Origin of the sequence: Tepidibacillus decaturensis (assembly GCF_001561915.1) — a bacterium.
Classification (GTDB): Bacteria; Bacillota; Bacilli; order Tepidibacillales; family Tepidibacillaceae; genus Tepidibacillus_B; species Tepidibacillus_B infernus.
Genome location: NZ_LSKU01000001.1, coordinates 1,988,873 through 2,007,085, shown reverse-complemented (window position 1 = coordinate 2,007,085; position 18,213 = coordinate 1,988,873). Strand labels below are relative to the sequence as shown.

At 36.3% G+C, this 18,213-nt stretch carries 14 protein-coding genes and 3 pseudogenes; 16 read left to right on the top strand and 1 reads right to left on the bottom strand.

The annotated features are described in order from the left end of the window. Positions 1 to 132 precede the first annotated feature (132 nt). The 8 genes and pseudogenes from U473_RS09480 (at position 133) to U473_RS09450 (ending at position 7,500) form a co-directional block, all read left to right on the top strand. Complete coding sequence (locus U473_RS09480; RefSeq protein ID WP_068725680.1) at positions 133 to 396, top strand: DUF6154 family protein; 264 nt, start codon at positions 133 to 135, stop codon at positions 394 to 396. A 153-nt stretch (positions 397 to 549) separates the two neighbouring features. Further along, positions 550 to 1,113, top strand: coding sequence for an HD-GYP domain-containing protein (locus U473_RS15425; protein WP_082732474.1), 564 nt, complete (start codon positions 550 to 552; stop codon positions 1,111 to 1,113). Between the two features lie 14 nt (positions 1,114 to 1,127). Beyond that, positions 1,128 to 1,634, top strand: a pseudogene (locus U473_RS14320) (HD-GYP domain-containing protein); the annotation flags it as partial. Positions 1,635 to 1,858: 224 nt separating this feature from the next. Further along, positions 1,859 to 3,015 (top strand): annotated as a pseudogene (locus U473_RS09470) (M20 peptidase aminoacylase family protein). Next, a complete protein-coding gene (locus U473_RS09465; RefSeq protein WP_068725678.1) occupies positions 3,012 to 3,863 on the top strand; it encodes a GNAT family N-acetyltransferase in 852 nt (283 codons plus the stop codon). The pseudogene U473_RS09470 and the gene U473_RS09465 overlap by 4 nt, the downstream one beginning before the upstream one ends. Position 3,864: 1 nt before the next feature. Further along, positions 3,865 to 4,974: an o-succinylbenzoate synthase gene (gene menC, locus U473_RS09460; protein ID WP_068725675.1), complete on the top strand. Its 1,110-nt coding sequence runs from the start codon at positions 3,865 to 3,867 to the stop codon at positions 4,972 to 4,974. A 113-nt stretch (positions 4,975 to 5,087) separates the two neighbouring features. Next, complete coding sequence (locus U473_RS09455) at positions 5,088 to 6,182, top strand: YkvI family membrane protein (RefSeq protein WP_068725673.1); 1,095 nt, start codon at positions 5,088 to 5,090, stop codon at positions 6,180 to 6,182. Positions 6,183 to 6,318: 136 nt separating this feature from the next. Continuing rightward, positions 6,319 to 7,500 (top strand): DUF5667 domain-containing protein, encoded by a 1,182-nt coding sequence (locus U473_RS09450; RefSeq protein ID WP_068725672.1) that lies wholly within the window; start codon positions 6,319 to 6,321, stop codon positions 7,498 to 7,500. Positions 7,501 to 7,546: 46 nt separating this feature from the next. Here the strand turns inward: U473_RS09450 and thyX are convergent, their stop codons facing one another. Then, entirely contained in the window at positions 7,547 to 8,329 is a 783-nt protein-coding gene (thyX, locus tag U473_RS09445) for an FAD-dependent thymidylate synthase (protein ID WP_068725671.1), read from the bottom strand. Positions 8,330 to 8,442: 113 nt separating this feature from the next. Here thyX and yunB point away from each other — a divergent pair, with 113 nt between their 5' ends. The 8 genes and pseudogenes from yunB (at position 8,443) to U473_RS09405 (ending at position 18,212) form a co-directional block, all read left to right on the top strand. After that, a complete protein-coding gene (yunB, locus tag U473_RS09440; RefSeq protein WP_068725670.1) occupies positions 8,443 to 9,312 on the top strand; it encodes a sporulation protein YunB in 870 nt (289 codons plus the stop codon). Positions 9,313 to 9,519: 207 nt separating this feature from the next. Beyond that, positions 9,520 to 10,518: an ABC transporter ATP-binding protein gene (locus tag U473_RS09435; RefSeq protein WP_068725669.1), complete on the top strand. Its 999-nt coding sequence runs from the start codon at positions 9,520 to 9,522 to the stop codon at positions 10,516 to 10,518. Next, positions 10,518 to 11,506 (top strand): annotated as a pseudogene (locus U473_RS09430) (ABC transporter ATP-binding protein). The gene U473_RS09435 and the pseudogene U473_RS09430 overlap by 1 nt, the downstream one beginning before the upstream one ends. A 109-nt stretch (positions 11,507 to 11,615) precedes the next feature. Next, positions 11,616 to 13,247, top strand: coding sequence for an ABC transporter substrate-binding protein (locus U473_RS09425; RefSeq protein WP_068725667.1), 1,632 nt, complete (start codon positions 11,616 to 11,618; stop codon positions 13,245 to 13,247). A 68-nt stretch (positions 13,248 to 13,315) separates the two neighbouring features. Beyond that, positions 13,316 to 14,320 carry an ABC transporter permease gene (locus U473_RS09420; RefSeq protein WP_068725665.1) on the top strand — a complete coding sequence of 335 codons (1,005 nt, stop codon included), beginning with the start codon at positions 13,316 to 13,318 and terminating at the stop codon, positions 14,318 to 14,320. Positions 14,321 to 14,333: 13 nt separating this feature from the next. Then, positions 14,334 to 15,230, top strand: a complete 897-nt coding sequence (locus U473_RS09415; RefSeq protein ID WP_068725662.1) for an ABC transporter permease — start codon at positions 14,334 to 14,336, stop codon at positions 15,228 to 15,230. A gap of 126 nt (positions 15,231 to 15,356) precedes the next feature. Continuing rightward, a complete protein-coding gene (gene argS, locus U473_RS09410) occupies positions 15,357 to 17,045 on the top strand; it encodes an arginine--tRNA ligase (RefSeq protein ID WP_068725660.1) in 1,689 nt (562 codons plus the stop codon). 189 nt (positions 17,046 to 17,234) lie between these two features. Continuing rightward, positions 17,235 to 18,212, top strand: a complete 978-nt coding sequence (locus tag U473_RS09405) for a YncE family protein (protein WP_068725658.1) — start codon at positions 17,235 to 17,237, stop codon at positions 18,210 to 18,212. The last annotated feature ends 1 nt before the right edge of the window (position 18,213 follow it).

Below are 18,213 nucleotides of genomic sequence, written 5' to 3'. Positions count from 1 at the left end.
AAGCCCCCTCCTCTAAGCGAAGCGTAGGTGGCGGGTAGTTCACTAAAAAACGTTATAATAAATAAAATGAAGGTTGGCATAAACGTTTTAGTAAATGTGGCATACTAAGATATGGTGAAAGGAGTTATGCCCGTGAAATTTGTAAATGAAATATATGAGTTATACCGAAATCATTTAACAGGAGATGAAGAAGATGCAGTCGCATTAGTCCTAAATTTGCTTGAGGATCATAAGAAAAATGATATTTTACATGTGATTCAGGAAATGGAAGAGCATGAGGTATATCAGATGTTTGCTATGTACTTGATCGAAATGCTAAAGGCAAAAATGGCTCAAGAAAGCGTTGGCGGCTCTGATTTTAAAACAAGAATGGTGAATGATTCAACTTTACATTAAAGAATCCTACTACCATTAAAGTTAATGGTAGTTTTTCCTTCCCTTTTTTGGGTGTTTGCATCTATAATAGAGAGAAAGAGGTAATATACATTCTCATTCATCTTGAAATGAATGAAAGTATAACTTTTTTACCATTAAAAAGGGGAACGTACGATGAGACGAATTCCAACAACAAAATGCCAACCAGGGTTTAAATTAGCTAAACCCATTCTAAATGATATTGGCGGTGTGTTAATTGCAAAGGATGTTGAATTAACACAATCAATGATTGAACGATTATTACAGTTGGGAGTAGACTCTTTATATATTTATGATGCTAGAACAGATGATATTGAAGTAAAGGATGTTTTATCTGATAAAACCAGAGAATTAGCGCTAAAATCGATTAAAGATACGTTTCAAGACATGTTTAAGGAAAAATTAGTTCACCGTCCATTGACAAAGGGAAACCTTACATTGGTCTTTAAGCCTGTTTTGGATCATATGCTTGATGACATGAAAGCGAATCAACAAGCCATGTTAATGTTGTCTTCAATCTACATCAAAGATTTATACCTTTATACCCATTCCTTACAGGTAGCCATTTATTCCATATCAATGGGGATGGCAAAAGGATATAACCAACAACAATTAAGTGAATTAGGTCTTGGTGCAATGTTACATGATATTGGGAAAACAAAGGTTCCTATTTCTGTTTTAGAAAAAAAGAACCATTAACAGAAGAAGAATTTGCTCTTATTCGCTCACACACAGAGTATGGTTTTGATTTGCTACGAAAAGAGCCTGGGATTCCATTGTTATCTGCACACTGTGCCTATCAACATCATGAGAGGATAAATGGTGGCGGTTATCCCCGTGGTCTTTCGGGTGATGATATTCACGAATATGCGAGAATTGTTGCGATTGCAGATGTTTATGATGCGTTGGTTTCTAAAAGAGCTTATAAAAATACGATTCTTCCTCATGAAGCTTTAGAATTTTTATATTCAAAAGCAGGGGTAGATTTTGACCGGGATTTACTTGAACTATTTAGAAAAACAATAGCGATCTATCCGATTGGAATGAATATCATTTTAAATAGTGGAGAGCTTGGAATCGTCGTTGATATAAATTCCAAATACCCGGACAGACCAATCATTAGAGTATTAGAGGATAAAAATCAGGGAATAGTCGATTCACCCTATGAAATTGATTTATCCAAAGAAAGTTCCAAAGTAATCATCTCCTGTCTTAACTAATGAACGGAAATATTCTAGTTTAATGCCAATCCTTTTGGGTTGGTATTTCATTTGTATAGAGAATAAATATCCTTTTTAAAAAATGGAACAAAACAATTGACTTGTTACGTTTTCACATTTACTATTAACTATAAATTTTAATTAAATTTTAATATGAACATTATTTTCAGAAAAGTTTGGTTTTTAATAGTTGGATGAAACATTTTATAAATGAGGTAGGTTAGATGATGGAACTTTCTAATCATATAAGAGCAAATATAAAAGAAAAGATGATGGAGAATTTTCTACACTTACATACTCATCCAGAACTGAGTTGGCAGGAAGTCAATACGACACAATTTTTAAAAGAGAGATTACAAGCATTAGGTTTAGAAACGATAACGTTTGAAGATACAACTGGAGTGATAGGAATTTGGGACAATATACATACAGATCATAAGCTGACTGTTGCTCTTCGTTCAGATATGGATGCTTTATGGCAAGAGGTTGATGGAAAATGGTGCGCCAATCATTCATGTGGACATGATGCCCATATGGCAATGGTATTAGGAGCACTAGAAATTCTTAAAGTTGTAGGTTTTCAACCAAAAGGAAAGTTTAAGCTTATTTTTCAACCGGCTGAAGAAAAAGGGACAGGTGCTCTAAAAATGATTGAGAAAGGTGTAGTCGATGATGTGGATTACTTATATGGTGTTCATCTTCGACCTATTCAAGAGCTTCCATTTGGGAAGGTTAGTTCTGCCATATATAATGGAGCAGCTTTATTAGTAAAAGGAGAGATTCATGGAAAGGCTGCACATGGTGCAAGACCACACTTAGGAGTGAATGTTATTGATGTGGCCTCCCACTTTATTCATGGTCTACACACTATTTATACAGATCCGATGGTACCTGCAACAGTAAAGATGACAAGGCTAAACGCAGGTGGGGAAAATGTAAATATCATTCCGGATTTTGCAGAATTTGCTTTAGATCTGCGTGCACAAACCAATCAAGTTCTTGATGAGCTCTATCAAAAAATAGAAAGTCTATCTCAAAATATTTCAACGATGTATGGAGCAAAAATAAAACTATTGCCATCCAATAAAATTGCTGCTGCTGAAGTAAATGAAGAGGCAAAAAAATCATGAGTGAGACGATCAAAAAAACATTAGGTTCTGAAAACGCAGTAAACGGAATCGTAACACCCGGCGGCGAAGACTTCCATTTTTATACATTAGAACGTCCCACGATCAAGGCAACGATGTTGGGAGTTGGCTGTGATCTAGAACCTGGGTTACATCACCCTAATATGACATTTAATCATCAAGCCATATTTTTAGGTGCAGAGATTTTAGCACAAGCTGTAATTGATACATTCGAAAGGGGAGGAAAGGATTGAGCCAAACACCTGTAGTAACATCTATTGTGACCCGTTCTTTAAAGAATCTTGAAGAATTGGAAAAAGTACAAGAATTAGAAAAATTAGTTTGGGGGATGAAAGAAATTGTTCCTACTCACCAAACTTTAACAGCAGTAAAGAATGGTGGATTGGTACTTGGAGCTTTTCACAAAGAGAAATTAGTAGGGTTCCAATATAGCTTTGCTGGGTTTAATGGAAAGGAAGCTTATCTATGTTCTCATATGCTCGCTATTCATCCAGATTATCGTCATCAAAAAATTGGAGAACGATTAAAAAGAGTTCAACGGGATGAAGCATTAAAATTGGGGTATCGTTTAATCACTTGGACTTACGATCCCTTAGAAAGTGTAAATGCCAATTTAAATATTGGAAAATTAGGAGCAATTACCAACACCTACATAGAAAATGCTTATGGGGAAATGAATGATCCCTTAAACCGTGGATTGGCTTCTGATCGTTTTCTTGTCGAGTGGTGGTTGGAAAGTTCCCATGTATTAGAGAAACAAATGGGTAAAAGGATCGATGAGTCCCTATTCCATTCAAAAGATTCTCTTATCCAATGGGAAATGAATAATAAAGGATTTCCGGTTCCTAATGAAATAGATATAACAAAGAATGAAGAAGAATATTTATTTATTCCCATCCCTTCTAAATTTCAGGAATTAAAACACCAAGATATTGAGTTAGCAATTGAGTGGCGACAGAAAACAAGATTGATCTTTATCCATTATTTCTCTCAAGGTTGGATCGTTTGCGATTTTCTAAAAATGAATAATGAAGAGTTTGCTGGTGTTCATTTCTATGTTTTAAAAAGAAAGGGTGAATGAGATGCAGATTAAATATATTACTTTAAGACATATGAAGATGAGGATGAAAAAACCTTTTACAACAAGCTTTGGTACCCAGCAAGATAAAGAGTTTATTCTTGTGGAAGTAAAAAATACTGATGGATTATCTGGCTGGGGAGAATCCGTCGCTTTTACTGAACCCCTTTATAAAGAGGAAACAGTTAAAACCAATTGGCATATTATGGAGGATTTTTTGATTCCTTTACTACTAAAAGAGCCCATCACTCATCCTGATCAGGTATCGGAACGTTTTGCACATATTAAAGGAAATTATATGGCCAAATCTGCGTTGGAGGGGGCAGTCTGGGATCTTTATGCTAAAGAAAAGGGAATACCATTGGCTAAAGCGTTAGGTGGGGAAAAGAAAACGATCGAAGTGGGTATCAGTATCGGTATCCAGAAATCTATTGACCAGCTTTTGCAAGTGATTGAACAACATGTCAATGAAGGATATAAACGAATCAAAGTAAAAATTAAGCCCAATTGGGATATTGAGGTGATTAGAGCGATTCGGCAGAAGTTCCCTGATATTCAGTTAATGGCAGATGCTAATTCTGCTTACACACTGGCTGATGTGGATCATTTGGCTAAATTAGACGAATATAATCTGATGATGATCGAGCAACCATTAGCCCATGACGATATTATTGATCATGCAGAATTACAAGCAAAGATAAAAACCCCAATCTGTCTTGATGAAAGTATTCATTCGGCTGAAGATGTTCGAAAAGCGATTAAACTAGGCAGTTGTAAGATCATCAATATTAAAATTGGCCGTGTTGGCGGTTTAACAGAAGCGAAAAAAATCCACGACCTATGTCAAAAAAATGGGATTCCTGTATGGTGTGGAGGAATGTTAGAGTCAGGAGTAGGTAGAGCACATAATATTGCGATCACTACTTTATCCAATTTTACGATGCCTGGGGATACAGCAGCATCTTCTCGATATTGGGAGGAAGATATTATTGATCCAGAAGTGACAGTAGAAAATGGTGTCATATTTATTCCTGATCGACCTGGCATTGGATATGAGCCAAATCGAGAAAAAATTGAGGAGAGAACACTATTTAGTAAAACATTTCGCCCGTAATAAGGTGGAAGATTACTAGATGATCATATTAGATGGCTATCAACTAAATAGCCATCAATTATAAATATAAATGTCTGAATATTTAATCAATTATAATAATGGGAGATGATAGTATGAATGGTAAACAGGTATTGACGATCGCAGGGGCATATGTAGGGGTAGTCGTCGGAGCAGGATTTGCTTCTGGACAAGAGATTCTACAGTTCTTTACTTATTTTGGCTGGTGGGGGACATTAGGAAGTGTCATAGCTGGGCTGCTTTTTGCTTGGTTTGGGTATCAATTGCTGAGATTAGGGTCTGACGTTAAAGCTGCTTCTCATAAACAAGCCATTCATCAAATCAGTGGGAAGTATATTGGGTGGATAATGGATATCGTTGTAACCTTTTTCCTTTTTGGGGTAGCGGGTATCATGTTAGCAGGAGGAGGGGCTGTTCTAAATCAACAATTTGGAGTTCCTGTAACATTAGGTAGTATTATTATCTTAGTTTTAACCATCTTGACTTTACTATTAAAAATGGAAAAAATGATTTCGGTGATTAGTTTATTTACTCCCTTTCTATTGATTGCTGTATTAACCATCACATTAGTTTCCTATTTATACATGAATAAAGATCTATCGGTTATGAACTCATTTGCTAGTCCAGAGAAGGCCGCTTCAAGTAACTGGTTTTTTGGTGCTCTTTTGTATGTTTCTTATAATTTGGCAGCTACCGCCCCGATTTTAATCACCATGGGTGGAGGGGTTTCTTATAATAAGAAGAGTTTAGGATTAGGAGGGCTTCTTGGAGGTGCAACATTAGGATTGCTAGTTTTAACCATTCATTTAGGAATGATGTCAAAACTCGATCAATTAGCAGGAGTAGAATTACCGACATTATTCATGGCTAATCAATTATTACCTTGGTTGGCACCTATTCTTTCCATTGTCATTCTAGGCATGATTTTTAACACTGCAGTAGGGATGCTCTATACTTTTACAACCCGGGTCGTCTCACCAACTAGTGCTAAGTTTAAGTTTGCCTTAATCCTTTCCGGTATTCTAGCTTATATTTCTAGTTTAGCAGGATTCTCTAAGCTAGTAGGAACCGTATACCCAGTTATGGGTTATTTAGGATTTTTGCTCATGGGTGCTGTGGTAGTAACTTGGTTCCGAGTGAAAGTAAGAAAAGAAACAAGCATGAATGTAGCGGTAAATCAATCAAATTAGAAACGATTATATGAAATAAATATTGCTGGGATTCTCCCAAAAAAGTTTCTATCTACCCACTTATAATTTTAGATTTCTCCGAACAATTATATCGAAAAGAAAATCACAAGATTTGATTTGAAAGGAGAAATCATAGATGAAAAAACAATTAGCAACCTTATTATTAGCATCAAGCTTAGTAATTCCTACTGCAGTAAGTGCAGCTGAATCCACTAATAGCATTGATGAGCAAACACAAATCGTTCAGGAGCAAACTGTTACAACAGATACTTATCAACAAGGAACTTCAACAGAAGCAACGACAAACACTCAAGCAGAAACAACAGTAAATGCTGGGTTAACTCCTGAGGATACACTTTATTTCCTAGATAAATTACTTGAAAATGTTCAACTTACTTTTACATTTGATCCAGAGTTCAAGGCATCCCTTTATGCAGATATCTCAGCAGAACGTCTAGCTGAATTAGATGCGATCAGTGAAGAGAACAAGAGTGAATTTCTTACAGATTTATTAGCTGCATACCAAGATGCTTTAGTAAAAGCAGGAGCAACGCTAGAAGAAGCAAAAGCAGATGGAAAGGATGTAACGGAAGCTAGTGAACAAATAGATCAGGTGGCTGAGCAAGGAAACACTACTGTTCAAGAAGAAACAGAAGAATTAGATGAAGAACAAGTTGAACAAATGGAAGAAACCATTACAAATGCAAAAATCACAGCAGCTGTTGTCAAGGATATAGATCCTGAAATTGTGATTACCTTGAAGGAGCAAGGTGTTGGATATGGTAAGATTGCATTAACAGTCGCTATTTCCAATCTTTCAGGAAAAACCGTAGAAGAGGTGACGAATCTTCTTGCAACAAAAGGGGTTGGATTGGTTGCCAAAGAATTAGGCTTACATCCTGGAAATCTTAAAAAACGCGGTTTAACGATAAATGTTGAACCTGTTGCTGATTCAGAGGAAAATACTGAAGATTCAACCACTCAAACGACAGAGAACCAAACAGAAGCTACAACTGGTGAAATGAACCAACAAGTTCAAACAACTTCTAATATGACAACTGAAAATAGTACAGATGATAGCGTAAATGAAGGTAAGGATAAAGCTAAAGTAGCGGTTAATACAGGTATGAAACTTCAAAAAAATGAATTAAAAATAAAGGAAACACCAAAAGGATTGGAAATCAAAGCAGAAATCAAGCTTGAAAAAGAAAAACAAGAAAAAGAAGATAAAGATGACGATAAAAAAGAAGTAAAAGAAGTTAAGGTAGAGAAAAAGGAAAGAGAAGAACATAAAAAAGGTGAAAAAGAGCGCGACTAATAGATAAATGAATTAAAACCTCCCAAATGATTTGGGAGGTTTTAATTCATTTCAATTCAACTTTTGTATGCTCACGCTGTAACTTCTTCTCATAGGCCACAGCACGTCTTGTTTTTGGATCGAGTTCGATCAATCCACAGGTTTTAACCTCACCACATCCTTGTTTCATATAACAAGGCATGTCCAAGTCACCGAACAAACGTGGAGCTTTTTCTACTAACTGATCAGTAATGGAACGATACAAGAGTCGGATTTCATCTTGAGCTCTTAAACATAACCGTTTTATCGCATGATGACGCCAGCCTACAGCATTTCTTGAATCGGTATACATAGTGGCGATTCCTAAAGGTAGGATAGCTCTAGCTCGTTCGTTTTCCATAATTTCTTCGTCTGTATAATGGCCATATAATTCAAAAGCTTTTTCATGATGATAAATCCATTGGTCTAATTCCTGCTCCCGACCAGGCTTTTTCAGCTCTGGTGGAATGTAATACTCAAATCCTCCATTATTTAACCGAACATAACGAAGGCTTCGTTCATCAAAAGTAGCATGACGGGCACGCATATCCTGTCTTGCAACAAAGATTGGTACTTTTTTAACGAAACTAAAGATATTATGTTCCAAAACCGTATTATGACCACTATCTCTACAATGATTAACGATACCTAATCGAGGTTCACTTTCATAACAAAGAGAACCAGCTTCAGCAGCAAAGCGATCCGCATCCTCTGTCCATTGTACAAGTTTGGCAGAATTTAAAGGTAATGCTTTTGCTAATTCAACTAAGGTTTTATATTCAACACCTTGATATGTAAAATCAATTGCCATTGCCTTCACCTCTCCATCTTTTATTATTTTAACAGAATCATAACCTTTTTTGGGAAAGAAAATGTATTGGAGTTTTTTTTTCGAATATGTATGTATAGAGAGGAGGGGGACAGATGCCACGTTGGGGAACTAGACGAAGATGGAAGATGAAGAAAATCAATCTTCGAAAAAGACAACTTATCTTCATCAGCTTTGTTATCTTTTTAGGAATGATGGTACAATCCTTTTTCTATATAGAAGGTCAACTTCAACCGATATTAATCAGTATTGCTGAAGCAAGGGTAAAACAAATAGCGACAAACGCATTAAACGATGCGATTTCTAAAAAAATTGCCCAAAATACGAGTTTCAATGACCTCATTCAATTTGAAACAGACAATCAAGGTAAAATAAGAGCTGCACTATTTAATTATGGGGAATTTGCAAGGGTCGTGGGTGAAGCAACGGCCAGAGTAGAAGATACATTAAACGATCTTGAAAAGATGGAAGAAAAGATTAAATTAGGAGCCGCTTTTAATAGTAAAATATTTGCAAATGCTGGACCAGAAATTCCAATCACGCTTGTACCAATAGGCCACGCAGAAGTTACTCCAGATACCAATTTTCAAAATGCTGGTATCAACGTGGTAGTCATGACTGTTGTGATCAATATAAAGGCAGAGGTACAAGTGGTTATTCCTTTTGTTACGAAAGCTACATCCATTGCAACTTCTGTTCCTATTGCCCAAACACAAATCTTTGGTGAGGTTCCACAGTTTTATTATGATGGTAGTAATTACAACAGTACAGATCCAAGTAAATCTACTACACCACCACCAATTCAAATCATCCCTGGTACACCAAGTATTCCAAATAATACTCAACCAAATGTAGGAGAAGCAGCACCATCTTCTTCACCAGCTGCTGAACCGATTCCTGGGTTTGAATCTTTTTATCCTATTATTTCAGGTAAAGGGGTGCCATTCACGGGTGTAGCACAGTAAAAAACTACAAAAGTGACGATTTACTTAAAAGTGACCGATTACTTTTGTAGGATCTCACTTTGATCATTTTTTTCTTTCCCCTATTAACGATGTTATGCTATAATCAATAACATGTATTTACAATTTTCTAAATTCTCATAAATAACGTTTAGTTTGTATTTTAATGAATTATTTATATATTTTTTATGCTAGAAGGTGGGTGAAAACGTGTCTGAACCATATCTTTTACAAGTAAAGCAATTAATAACGAATTTTTATACAGAAGACGGCGTTTTTTCAGCAGTAAATGACGTATCGTTTTCCCTTAAACCTGGTGAAACATTAGGAATCGTTGGGGAGTCAGGAAGTGGGAAAAGTGTAACCTCCCTATCGATCATGGGACTAATTCCAAAATCAAATGGGAAAGTAGAAGGTTCTATTCTTTATAACGGAAAAGAGTTGACGAATCTATCAGAAAAACAAATGAGAAAGTTACGGGGAAATGAAATAGCGATGATTTTTCAAGAACCGATGACTTCATTAAACCCCGTCTTTACGATTGGCAACCAAATGGTAGAATCGATTCGTTTACATACCTCCCTCTCGAAGAAAGAAGCAAAGAAAAAGGCAATTGACATGTTGAAACGCGTAGGAATTCCAAGAGCAGAAGAGATTATGAATGAATACCCTCATCAATTGTCTGGAGGAATGAGACAACGGGTCATGATTGCTATGGCAATGTCATGTACTCCTTCGATTTTGATTGCAGATGAACCAACAACTGCACTAGATGTGACGATCCAGGCGCAAATTTTAGATTTAATGAGAAATTTAAAAAAGGATTCCAATACCTCTATTTTGCTGATTACACATGATCTAGGCGTTGTTGCAGAAATGTGTGATCGTGTGATCGTAATGTATGCAGGAAAAATTGTTGAAGAGGCGGATGTTCGAACGATTTTTCACCATCCAAACCATCCTTATACCAAAGGGCTGATTCAATCAACTCCTCAATTAAAGGAAACGAAACAAAGGCTTTACTCGATTCCTGGAAATGTACCAAGTATTAAAGAGATGCCTAGCGGTTGTACATTTGCTCCTCGTTGCGAATATGCGACTGACCAATGTCTTCATCAAGTACCCGAATTAAAAGATGTCGGGACGAACCACAAGTCTAGATGTTGGTTAAACGAACAAAAGGATTTGCTGAACGAGGAGGGTGCATAATGTCAGAGTTCATTTTACAAGTAGAAAATTTAAAAACCTATTTTCCGATTCAAACCGGTGTGTTCCAAAAAACAACAGGCTATGTTAAAGCCGTAGATGGTATTACTTTTCAGGTAGATAAAGGGGAGACCCTTGCACTCGTTGGCGAAAGTGGTTGTGGGAAATCTACTACGGGTCGATCCATATTACGTTTAGTAGAACCAACAGCAGGAAAGATTTTATTTAACGGGGAAGATTTAGTCTCTTTAAATCAAGAACAAATGAGGAAAAAGAGAAGGGATCTACAAATGGTGTTTCAGGACCCTTTTGCTTCGTTAAATCCAAGGCATACCATCCAGAGAATTTTAGAAGAACCTTTACTTGTTCATCAATTAGGAAATGAGCAAGAAAGAAAAGCAAAAGTATATGAATTGCTTGAAGTGGTAGGACTAAATAAAGATCAGGCAAAACGTTATCCCCATCAATTTAGTGGGGGCAAAGACAACGAATAGGAATTGCAAGGGCCTTGTCTGTAAATCCAAAGTTGATTATTGCAGATGAACCAGTTTCAGCCTTAGATGTTTCCATTCAAGCACAAATCCTAAATCTCATGGAAGATTTGCAAGAGGAATTTTCCTTAACTTATATTTTTATTTCCCATGATTTAAGTGTTGTTCGCCATATTGCTGATCGAGTAGGCGTGATGTATTTAGGTAGTTTAGTAGAGTTGGCTGAAAAAGATGAAGTTTATGAACAACCATTACATCCCTATACCCAAGCCTTGTTATCTGCTGTACCTGAACCAAATCCAGACGTAAAAAAAGAAAGAATTATATTAAGCGGAGATGTACCAAGTCCTGTAAACCCACCTTCAGGGTGTAAATTTCATACCCGATGTAAGTACAAAATGGAGATTTGTGAGAACGAAATACCTGAATGGGCTGAGGTGGGAAAAGGACATTTTGTGGCTTGCCATTTACATAGTGAATCTTCTCACCTTGGTACCTAACTATATTTACAAAAAAGAAGAAGGGAGTGGTCTAGGATTTACTTATCAAATAAAATCGCTTTGCTTTTTTTGAAAATCAATGAAAGAAAATAAGGGGGTTAATAGAAAAATGAAGAAGGGATTATCTTTTATACTAGCTATTTTAGTTTTATTATCAGTCGTTTTAGCTGGTTGTGGTAGTAAGGAAACAACTGCACCAAAGGAAAATCAAGAACAACAAGAAGCAGAAGTTCAATCTACTTTGGTTTTTGGACGTGGGGGAGATTCTGTGTCATTAGATCCTGCAAATGTAACAGATGGAGAATCACTTAACGTAACCAAAAATATTTTTGATACCTTAGTAGATTATAAGGAAGGAAATACAGAAATTGAACCTGCTTTAGCGGAAAAATGGGAGGCTTCTGAAGATGGTTTAACTTGGACTTTTTACTTAAAACAAGGGGTTAAATTCCATGATGGTACTGATTTTAATGCAGATGCCGTCGTCTTTAACTTTAATCGTTGGATGGATAAGGAAAATCCGTACCATCAAGGGGATTTCCCTTATTATGGTTACATGTTCGGTGGATATAAAGGGGATGAAGGTCATGTCATCAAAGAAGTAGTGGCCAAAGATCCTTATACTGTTGAAATTCAATTAAATAAACCACAAGGTCCATTTTTAAACAATATTGCGATGACTGCTTTTGCAATTGCTTCTCCAGACGCCATCAAAAAATATGGAGATAAATTTGGTGAAAATCCTGTAGGTACTGGTCCGTTTGTTTTTAAACAGTGGATTCGTAATGATAAAATAGTCTTAGAAAAGAATCCGAATTACTGGGTACAAGGTTATCCATTATTAAATCAATTGATTTTCAAATCGATTCCTGATAATCAAGCAAGATTTACGGCTTTACAAAGTGGTGATATCGATATGATGGATGGGGTTAATCCAGATGATGTCACCTTAGCGGAGAAAAATGCAGATTTACAAGTATGGTTACGCCCAAGTATGAACGTTGGTTATTTAGCCTTTAATACTGAAAAACCACCTTTTGATAATGTAAAAGTTCGTCAAGCATTAAGTATGGCAGTTAACAAACAAGCTTTGATCAATGCATTCTATAACGGTTTAGCTGAACCAGCCAAAAATCCAATGCCACCTTCTTTATGGGGATATAATGATGCAGTTCAAGACTATGCTTATAATTTAGATGAAGCGAAAAAATTATTAGCAGAAGCAGGCTATCCAGATGGATTTACAACTGATCTATGGTATATGCCTGTTCCTCGTCCATACATTCCACAAGGAAAGAAAATAGCCGAAGCGATGCAAGCGGAATTTGAAAAAATTGGCGTAAAAACGAATTTAGTCACTGAAGAGTGGGCAACATACCTTGAAAAAACAGGTAAGGGCGAACACTCGATGGCTCTTTTAGGTTGGACTGGTGATAATGGTGATCCAGATAATTTCCTTTATGTTCTCTTAGATAAGGATAATGCTAAAGCGCCAGATGCTGGTAACATCTCCTTCTATAAAAATGACCAGTTACATGAAATCTTAATTAAAGCACAGCAATCCAGTGATGTGAACGAAAGAACAGAGCTATACAAACAGGCGCAAGAAATCATTCATAATGATGCACCATGGGTACCATTAGTACACTCCACACCACCACTTCTTGGTAAAAAGAACATTGTAGGTTTTAATCCTCATCCTACAGGTTCAGATAAATTTACAAAAGTTCATTTTGAATAATTATGGTTAAAGGGTAGTGTGACTACATACTACCCTATCTTATTCAACATAGATTGGGGTGGAAGAAGTTGGTATCTTATACAATTCGCCGTTTATTAATGTTGATTCCTGTTTTGATTGGAATGTCTTTACTCGTATTTTCTATTGTCCATCTCATTCCCGGTGATCCTGCCAAAACCATTCTCGGTGAGAAGGCTTCCCCTGAAGTCCTAGAAAATATGAGAGAGGAATTAGGATTGAATGATCCACTAATCGTTCAATACAAAAACTACATGGTAGGAATATTCAAGGGGGATTTAGGAACCTCCATTAAAACGAAAGTAGCGATATCTGAGGAGATTAGGCCATATTTGGCTGCAACGATAGAATTGACCTTTTTTGCGATGGCATTTGCCATTTTGATTGGAGTAAATGCAGGGATTATTGCAGCCTGGAAACAAAACTCATGGTTTGATTATATCGCGATGCTTATTGCCCTTTTAGGTGTATCAATGCCGGTCTTTTGGCTTGGTTTAATGGAACAATGGGTATTTGCACAAAAGTTAAATTGGTTGCCCTCTATTGGTCGAGACGGGATTCTAAATCCTGTTCAACCGATTACCAACTTTTATCTCATCGATACATTAATAGCGGGTGATTTTGAAGGATTAAAAGAAGTGCTGAAACATCTCATCTTACCAAGTATCGCTTTAGGTACAATTCCCATGGCCATTATCGCAAGAATGACCCGTTCGAGTATGTTAGAGGTGATGAATTCAGACTATATTCGTACAGCAAAGGCAAAAGGGGTTCATCAATTCTTCTTAATCTATAAGCATGCTTTAAAAAATGCATTTATTCCTATTTTAACTGTCGTTGGTTTACAAACTGGTTTACTTTTAGGTGGTGCAGTTTTAACAGAAACGATTTTTGCATGGCCTGGAATTGGAAAGTATCTTTATGATGCGATTGCGGTTCGGGATTATCCAGTGATCCAATCAGGAATTTTAGTCATTGCTACTATTTTCGTCCTTGTTAACCTGATCGTCGATTTACTATATTCAGCCATTGATCCAAGAATTAGATACCGTTAAGGAGGGGAAATCGATGCAAACAGAAGTAGAAACGCCACTAAAGCCTTATGCTCAAGAACAAAAGATTCCGTCCTTATGGTTGGAAATTATTCGAAGATTATTTAAACAAAAATCAGCACTCATCGGTGGTACAATCATTCTGTTTTTTATTTTCTTAGCTATTTTTGCTCCTTTATTAACTACCTATTCCTTTAAGGAATCAGTACTAGAAAATCGTTTTTTACCTCCTCTATCTGAAGGGCATTTCTTTGGGACGGATGATTTAGGAAGGGATTTATTTACTAGAATCATCTATGGAGCGCAAATATCATTAAGAGTCGGATTTTTATCGGTAATTGGCTCGATTGTGATTGGTACGATGCTCGGACTTATTGCAGGGTATTATGGAAAATGGATCGATATGATTATTTCTAGAATCTTCGATATCATGTTGGCCTTTCCAAGTATTTTATTAGCGATAGCGATTGTAACCGTTTTGGGAAGATCTTTAACCAATGCTTTGATTGCCATTGCCATTATTAATATCCCTACTTATGGTCGGCTTGTAAGGTCTAAAGTGTTAAGTCTAAAAGAAGAAGAATTTATCTTAGCGGCAAAAGCAATTGGAATGAAAAATAGCCGCATACTTTTTCACCATTTGTTACCAAATAGTATGACTCCTATTATTGTTCAGGGGACATTAGGCATTGCAACAGCGATCATTGAAACGGCTGCCTTAGGTTTTCTTGGACTAGGTGCAGTTCCACCAACACCTGAATGGGGAACGATGTTAGCTGATTCCAAAGATTATATTCAATTGGCTCCTTGGACAGTAATTTTTCCGGGCATCTCCATTATGCTTGTTGTATTAGGGTTTAACCTATTAGGAGATGGATTAAGGGATACGCTTGACCCTAAGATGAAAAAATAGGCATTAATTAGACTATTACTTGATTTATAGCTGGACAGTTGTATATAATAATTGGGAATATAGGGTGAATTTAGCCTCTCTTCTCTATGAGATGAGGGGTTTTATATATTGAAAGGTTGGTAAAAAATGAAACAATATGTGGCTAAAGTTTTAAGTCAATCGCTTGACCTTAGTGTAGAGGATATTCTGAATCTATTAGAAACCCCACCAAATCGTGAGATGGGGGATGTGGCATTTCCTTGCTTTTCTTTAGCAAAAGCATTTCGTAAAGCCCCAAACCAAATCGCTGAAGATTTGTCAAGACAACTAAGTGATCCATTAGTTAGTTGTAAAGCAATTGGTCCATATTTAAATTTTTATTTTGACCGTGCAAAATATGCAAAACAGCTGATTGAAACGATTTTAGACAAGAAAAATACATATGGTGAAAGTGAAATTGGAAAAGGGAAAACGGTTGTGGTCGATTATTCCTCTCCTAATATTGCTAAGCCATTTAGTTTACCTCATTTGCGTTCGACGATGATTGGTAATGCGATTGTTCATTTATATCAAGCTTTAGGTTATCAAGTGGTTGGTATCAATCATTTAGGAGATTGGGGAACCCAATTTGGTAAGTTGATTGTTGCTTATCATAAATGGGGTAATGATGAAGTGATTCGCAAAAACCCAATTGAAGAATTAGTGAAAATTTACGTTAAATTTCATGAAGAGGCAGAGAAACATCCAGAATTAGAGGATGAGGCAAGACAATGGTTTAGAAAGCTTGAAGAGGGTAATGATGAAGCTCTCCGCTTATGGAAATGGTTTGTTGAAGAAAGCTTACAAGAATTCTCAAAAATTTACGATCTCTTAGGTGTTCATTTTGATCATTTTATGGGCGAGAGCTTTTATAATGACAAAATGGATCGAGTTATCCAAGAACTAACAGAAAAAGGATTATTGCAAGAAAGTGAAGGGGCGATGATTGTTGACCTTTCAGATCTAAACATGCCCCCTGTCTTGATTAAAAAGAAAGATGGCTCGTCGATCTATGCTACTCGCGATTTAGCTGCTGCATTATATCGTAAAGATGCTTTTGATTTTGATAAAATGTTTTATGTGGTAGGGAACGAGCAAGCGTTACATTTTCAACAGGTTTTTGCCGTTTTAAAGAAGATGGGATATCAGTGGGCAGAAGAAATGAAACATGTGCCATTTGGTCTTATGTTATTTGAAAATAAAAAGATGTCTACGCGTAAAGGAACCATTGTCTTATTAGAGGAAGTTTTACAAAAAAGTATTGAGATGGCTGATCAGATCATAGCCGAGAAAAACCCTGATCTTCCAAATCGTGAGGAAACGGCCAAAGCAGTAGGAGTTGGTGCAGTGATTTTTAATGATCTAAAACAACATCGGATGCATGAAGTGAATTTCTCTTGGGAAGATGCGCTAAATTTTGAAGGGGAAACAGGCCCTTATGTCCAATATACGAACGCTAGAACTAGAAGTCTGTTAAGAAAGGCGAACATAAGCGAAGAACAGATCCATTCAATTGATGGAAGCTATCTTACAGGGGAAGCTGCTTGGGCTTTGTCTTTGCTTTTAAACCAATACCCAGATATCTTGATTAAAGCAGCAAATCGTGCTGAACCATCAATTGTGGCAAGATATTTGTTGGATGTAAGTGCACAGTTTAATCGTTTTTACCACCAAGAACGAGTGATTACTGAAAATGAGAAAGAGCAAATCGCAAAATTAGGTTTATCTACTGCCACCTCTAAGGTATTACAGCATGGGTTAAGTATATTAGGGTTAAAAGCACCCGAGGCGATTTAAATCTTTCACTTGTCATATACAAACTTATTTCAATATTCATGGAGCTCTACAAAAGTACTCGGAATACGCTTCAAAAGAAGTCGTTACTTTTGTGGGCTTCTTTTTTTTCATAAAATCCTCATAATTTCTTAACACAAATATAATGTACAATAGATGTAAATAAGGTTGATATTTTTTTGGGGGAAAAGGATGAAAAAGTATATCTTTACGTTGATCATCTTGATATTAGCTACAGGTTGCAGTACCAAAACTCCATATCTTCTTCAAGATTCTGATTCTGCGATTTTTGTTGCAGTTGTAAACAAGGGGCAAATTTTAGTCATTGATCCGATTCATTTTCAAAAAATAGCGGAGATTACAACTGATGCACCTGTGCAACATCTTTTACTATCCCCAGATCAAAAGATTTTATATGCTTCTGGAAAAGAGATGAATCAATTATTCCTTTTTGATGCACACACAGGAAAATTGATTGGAAAATATCCAATTGGAGGGGGAATCATTGCTCAAACCATTTCTAAAGATGGGCAATATCTCTATTTTGGAACACAAGAGGGATCTATCTACCAATGGGATGCATATGATCTACAAATTACTAGAAAAATGGAGATCGGACAAGAACCAGCCACATTACAAATCTCTGAGAATGGACAATTTTTATATGTAGGTTTGTTAGAGGAAGGGAAAGTAAAAGAAATTGACCTAAAACAATGGGTAGTGACAAGAGATTTTAAAAGCCCAAAAAGAACCATGGGGATTGGTTTAAATTTAGAATCAAGGAGGTTATGGGTTGGTGGCCATGGGGATGCTGAAGCCCCGAATGATAAGATTTATGAAATCAATTTAGATCAAGGTACGTATCATCTATTACAGACAGGATTAATGCCAATAAAAATAGAATTTGATGAGAAGACGAAAAAATTATATGTTCTTAGCCATGGCTCAAATCAGCTATCCATCTTTTCTCTCAATGGGAAGGAAAAAGATAAGAAAACAGTCTATGTAGGAAATAATCCTTTTGATTTTACGATAGCTAATGGGTATATTTATGTCTCAAACTATGATAGTCGTTCTTTAACTATTTTTGGAGAGGAAAGTTTACTAAAGGTAAAAGAAATAGATATTGGCGGTCATCCATTATCAATTGTTTATATGGGAGGAGAATAAA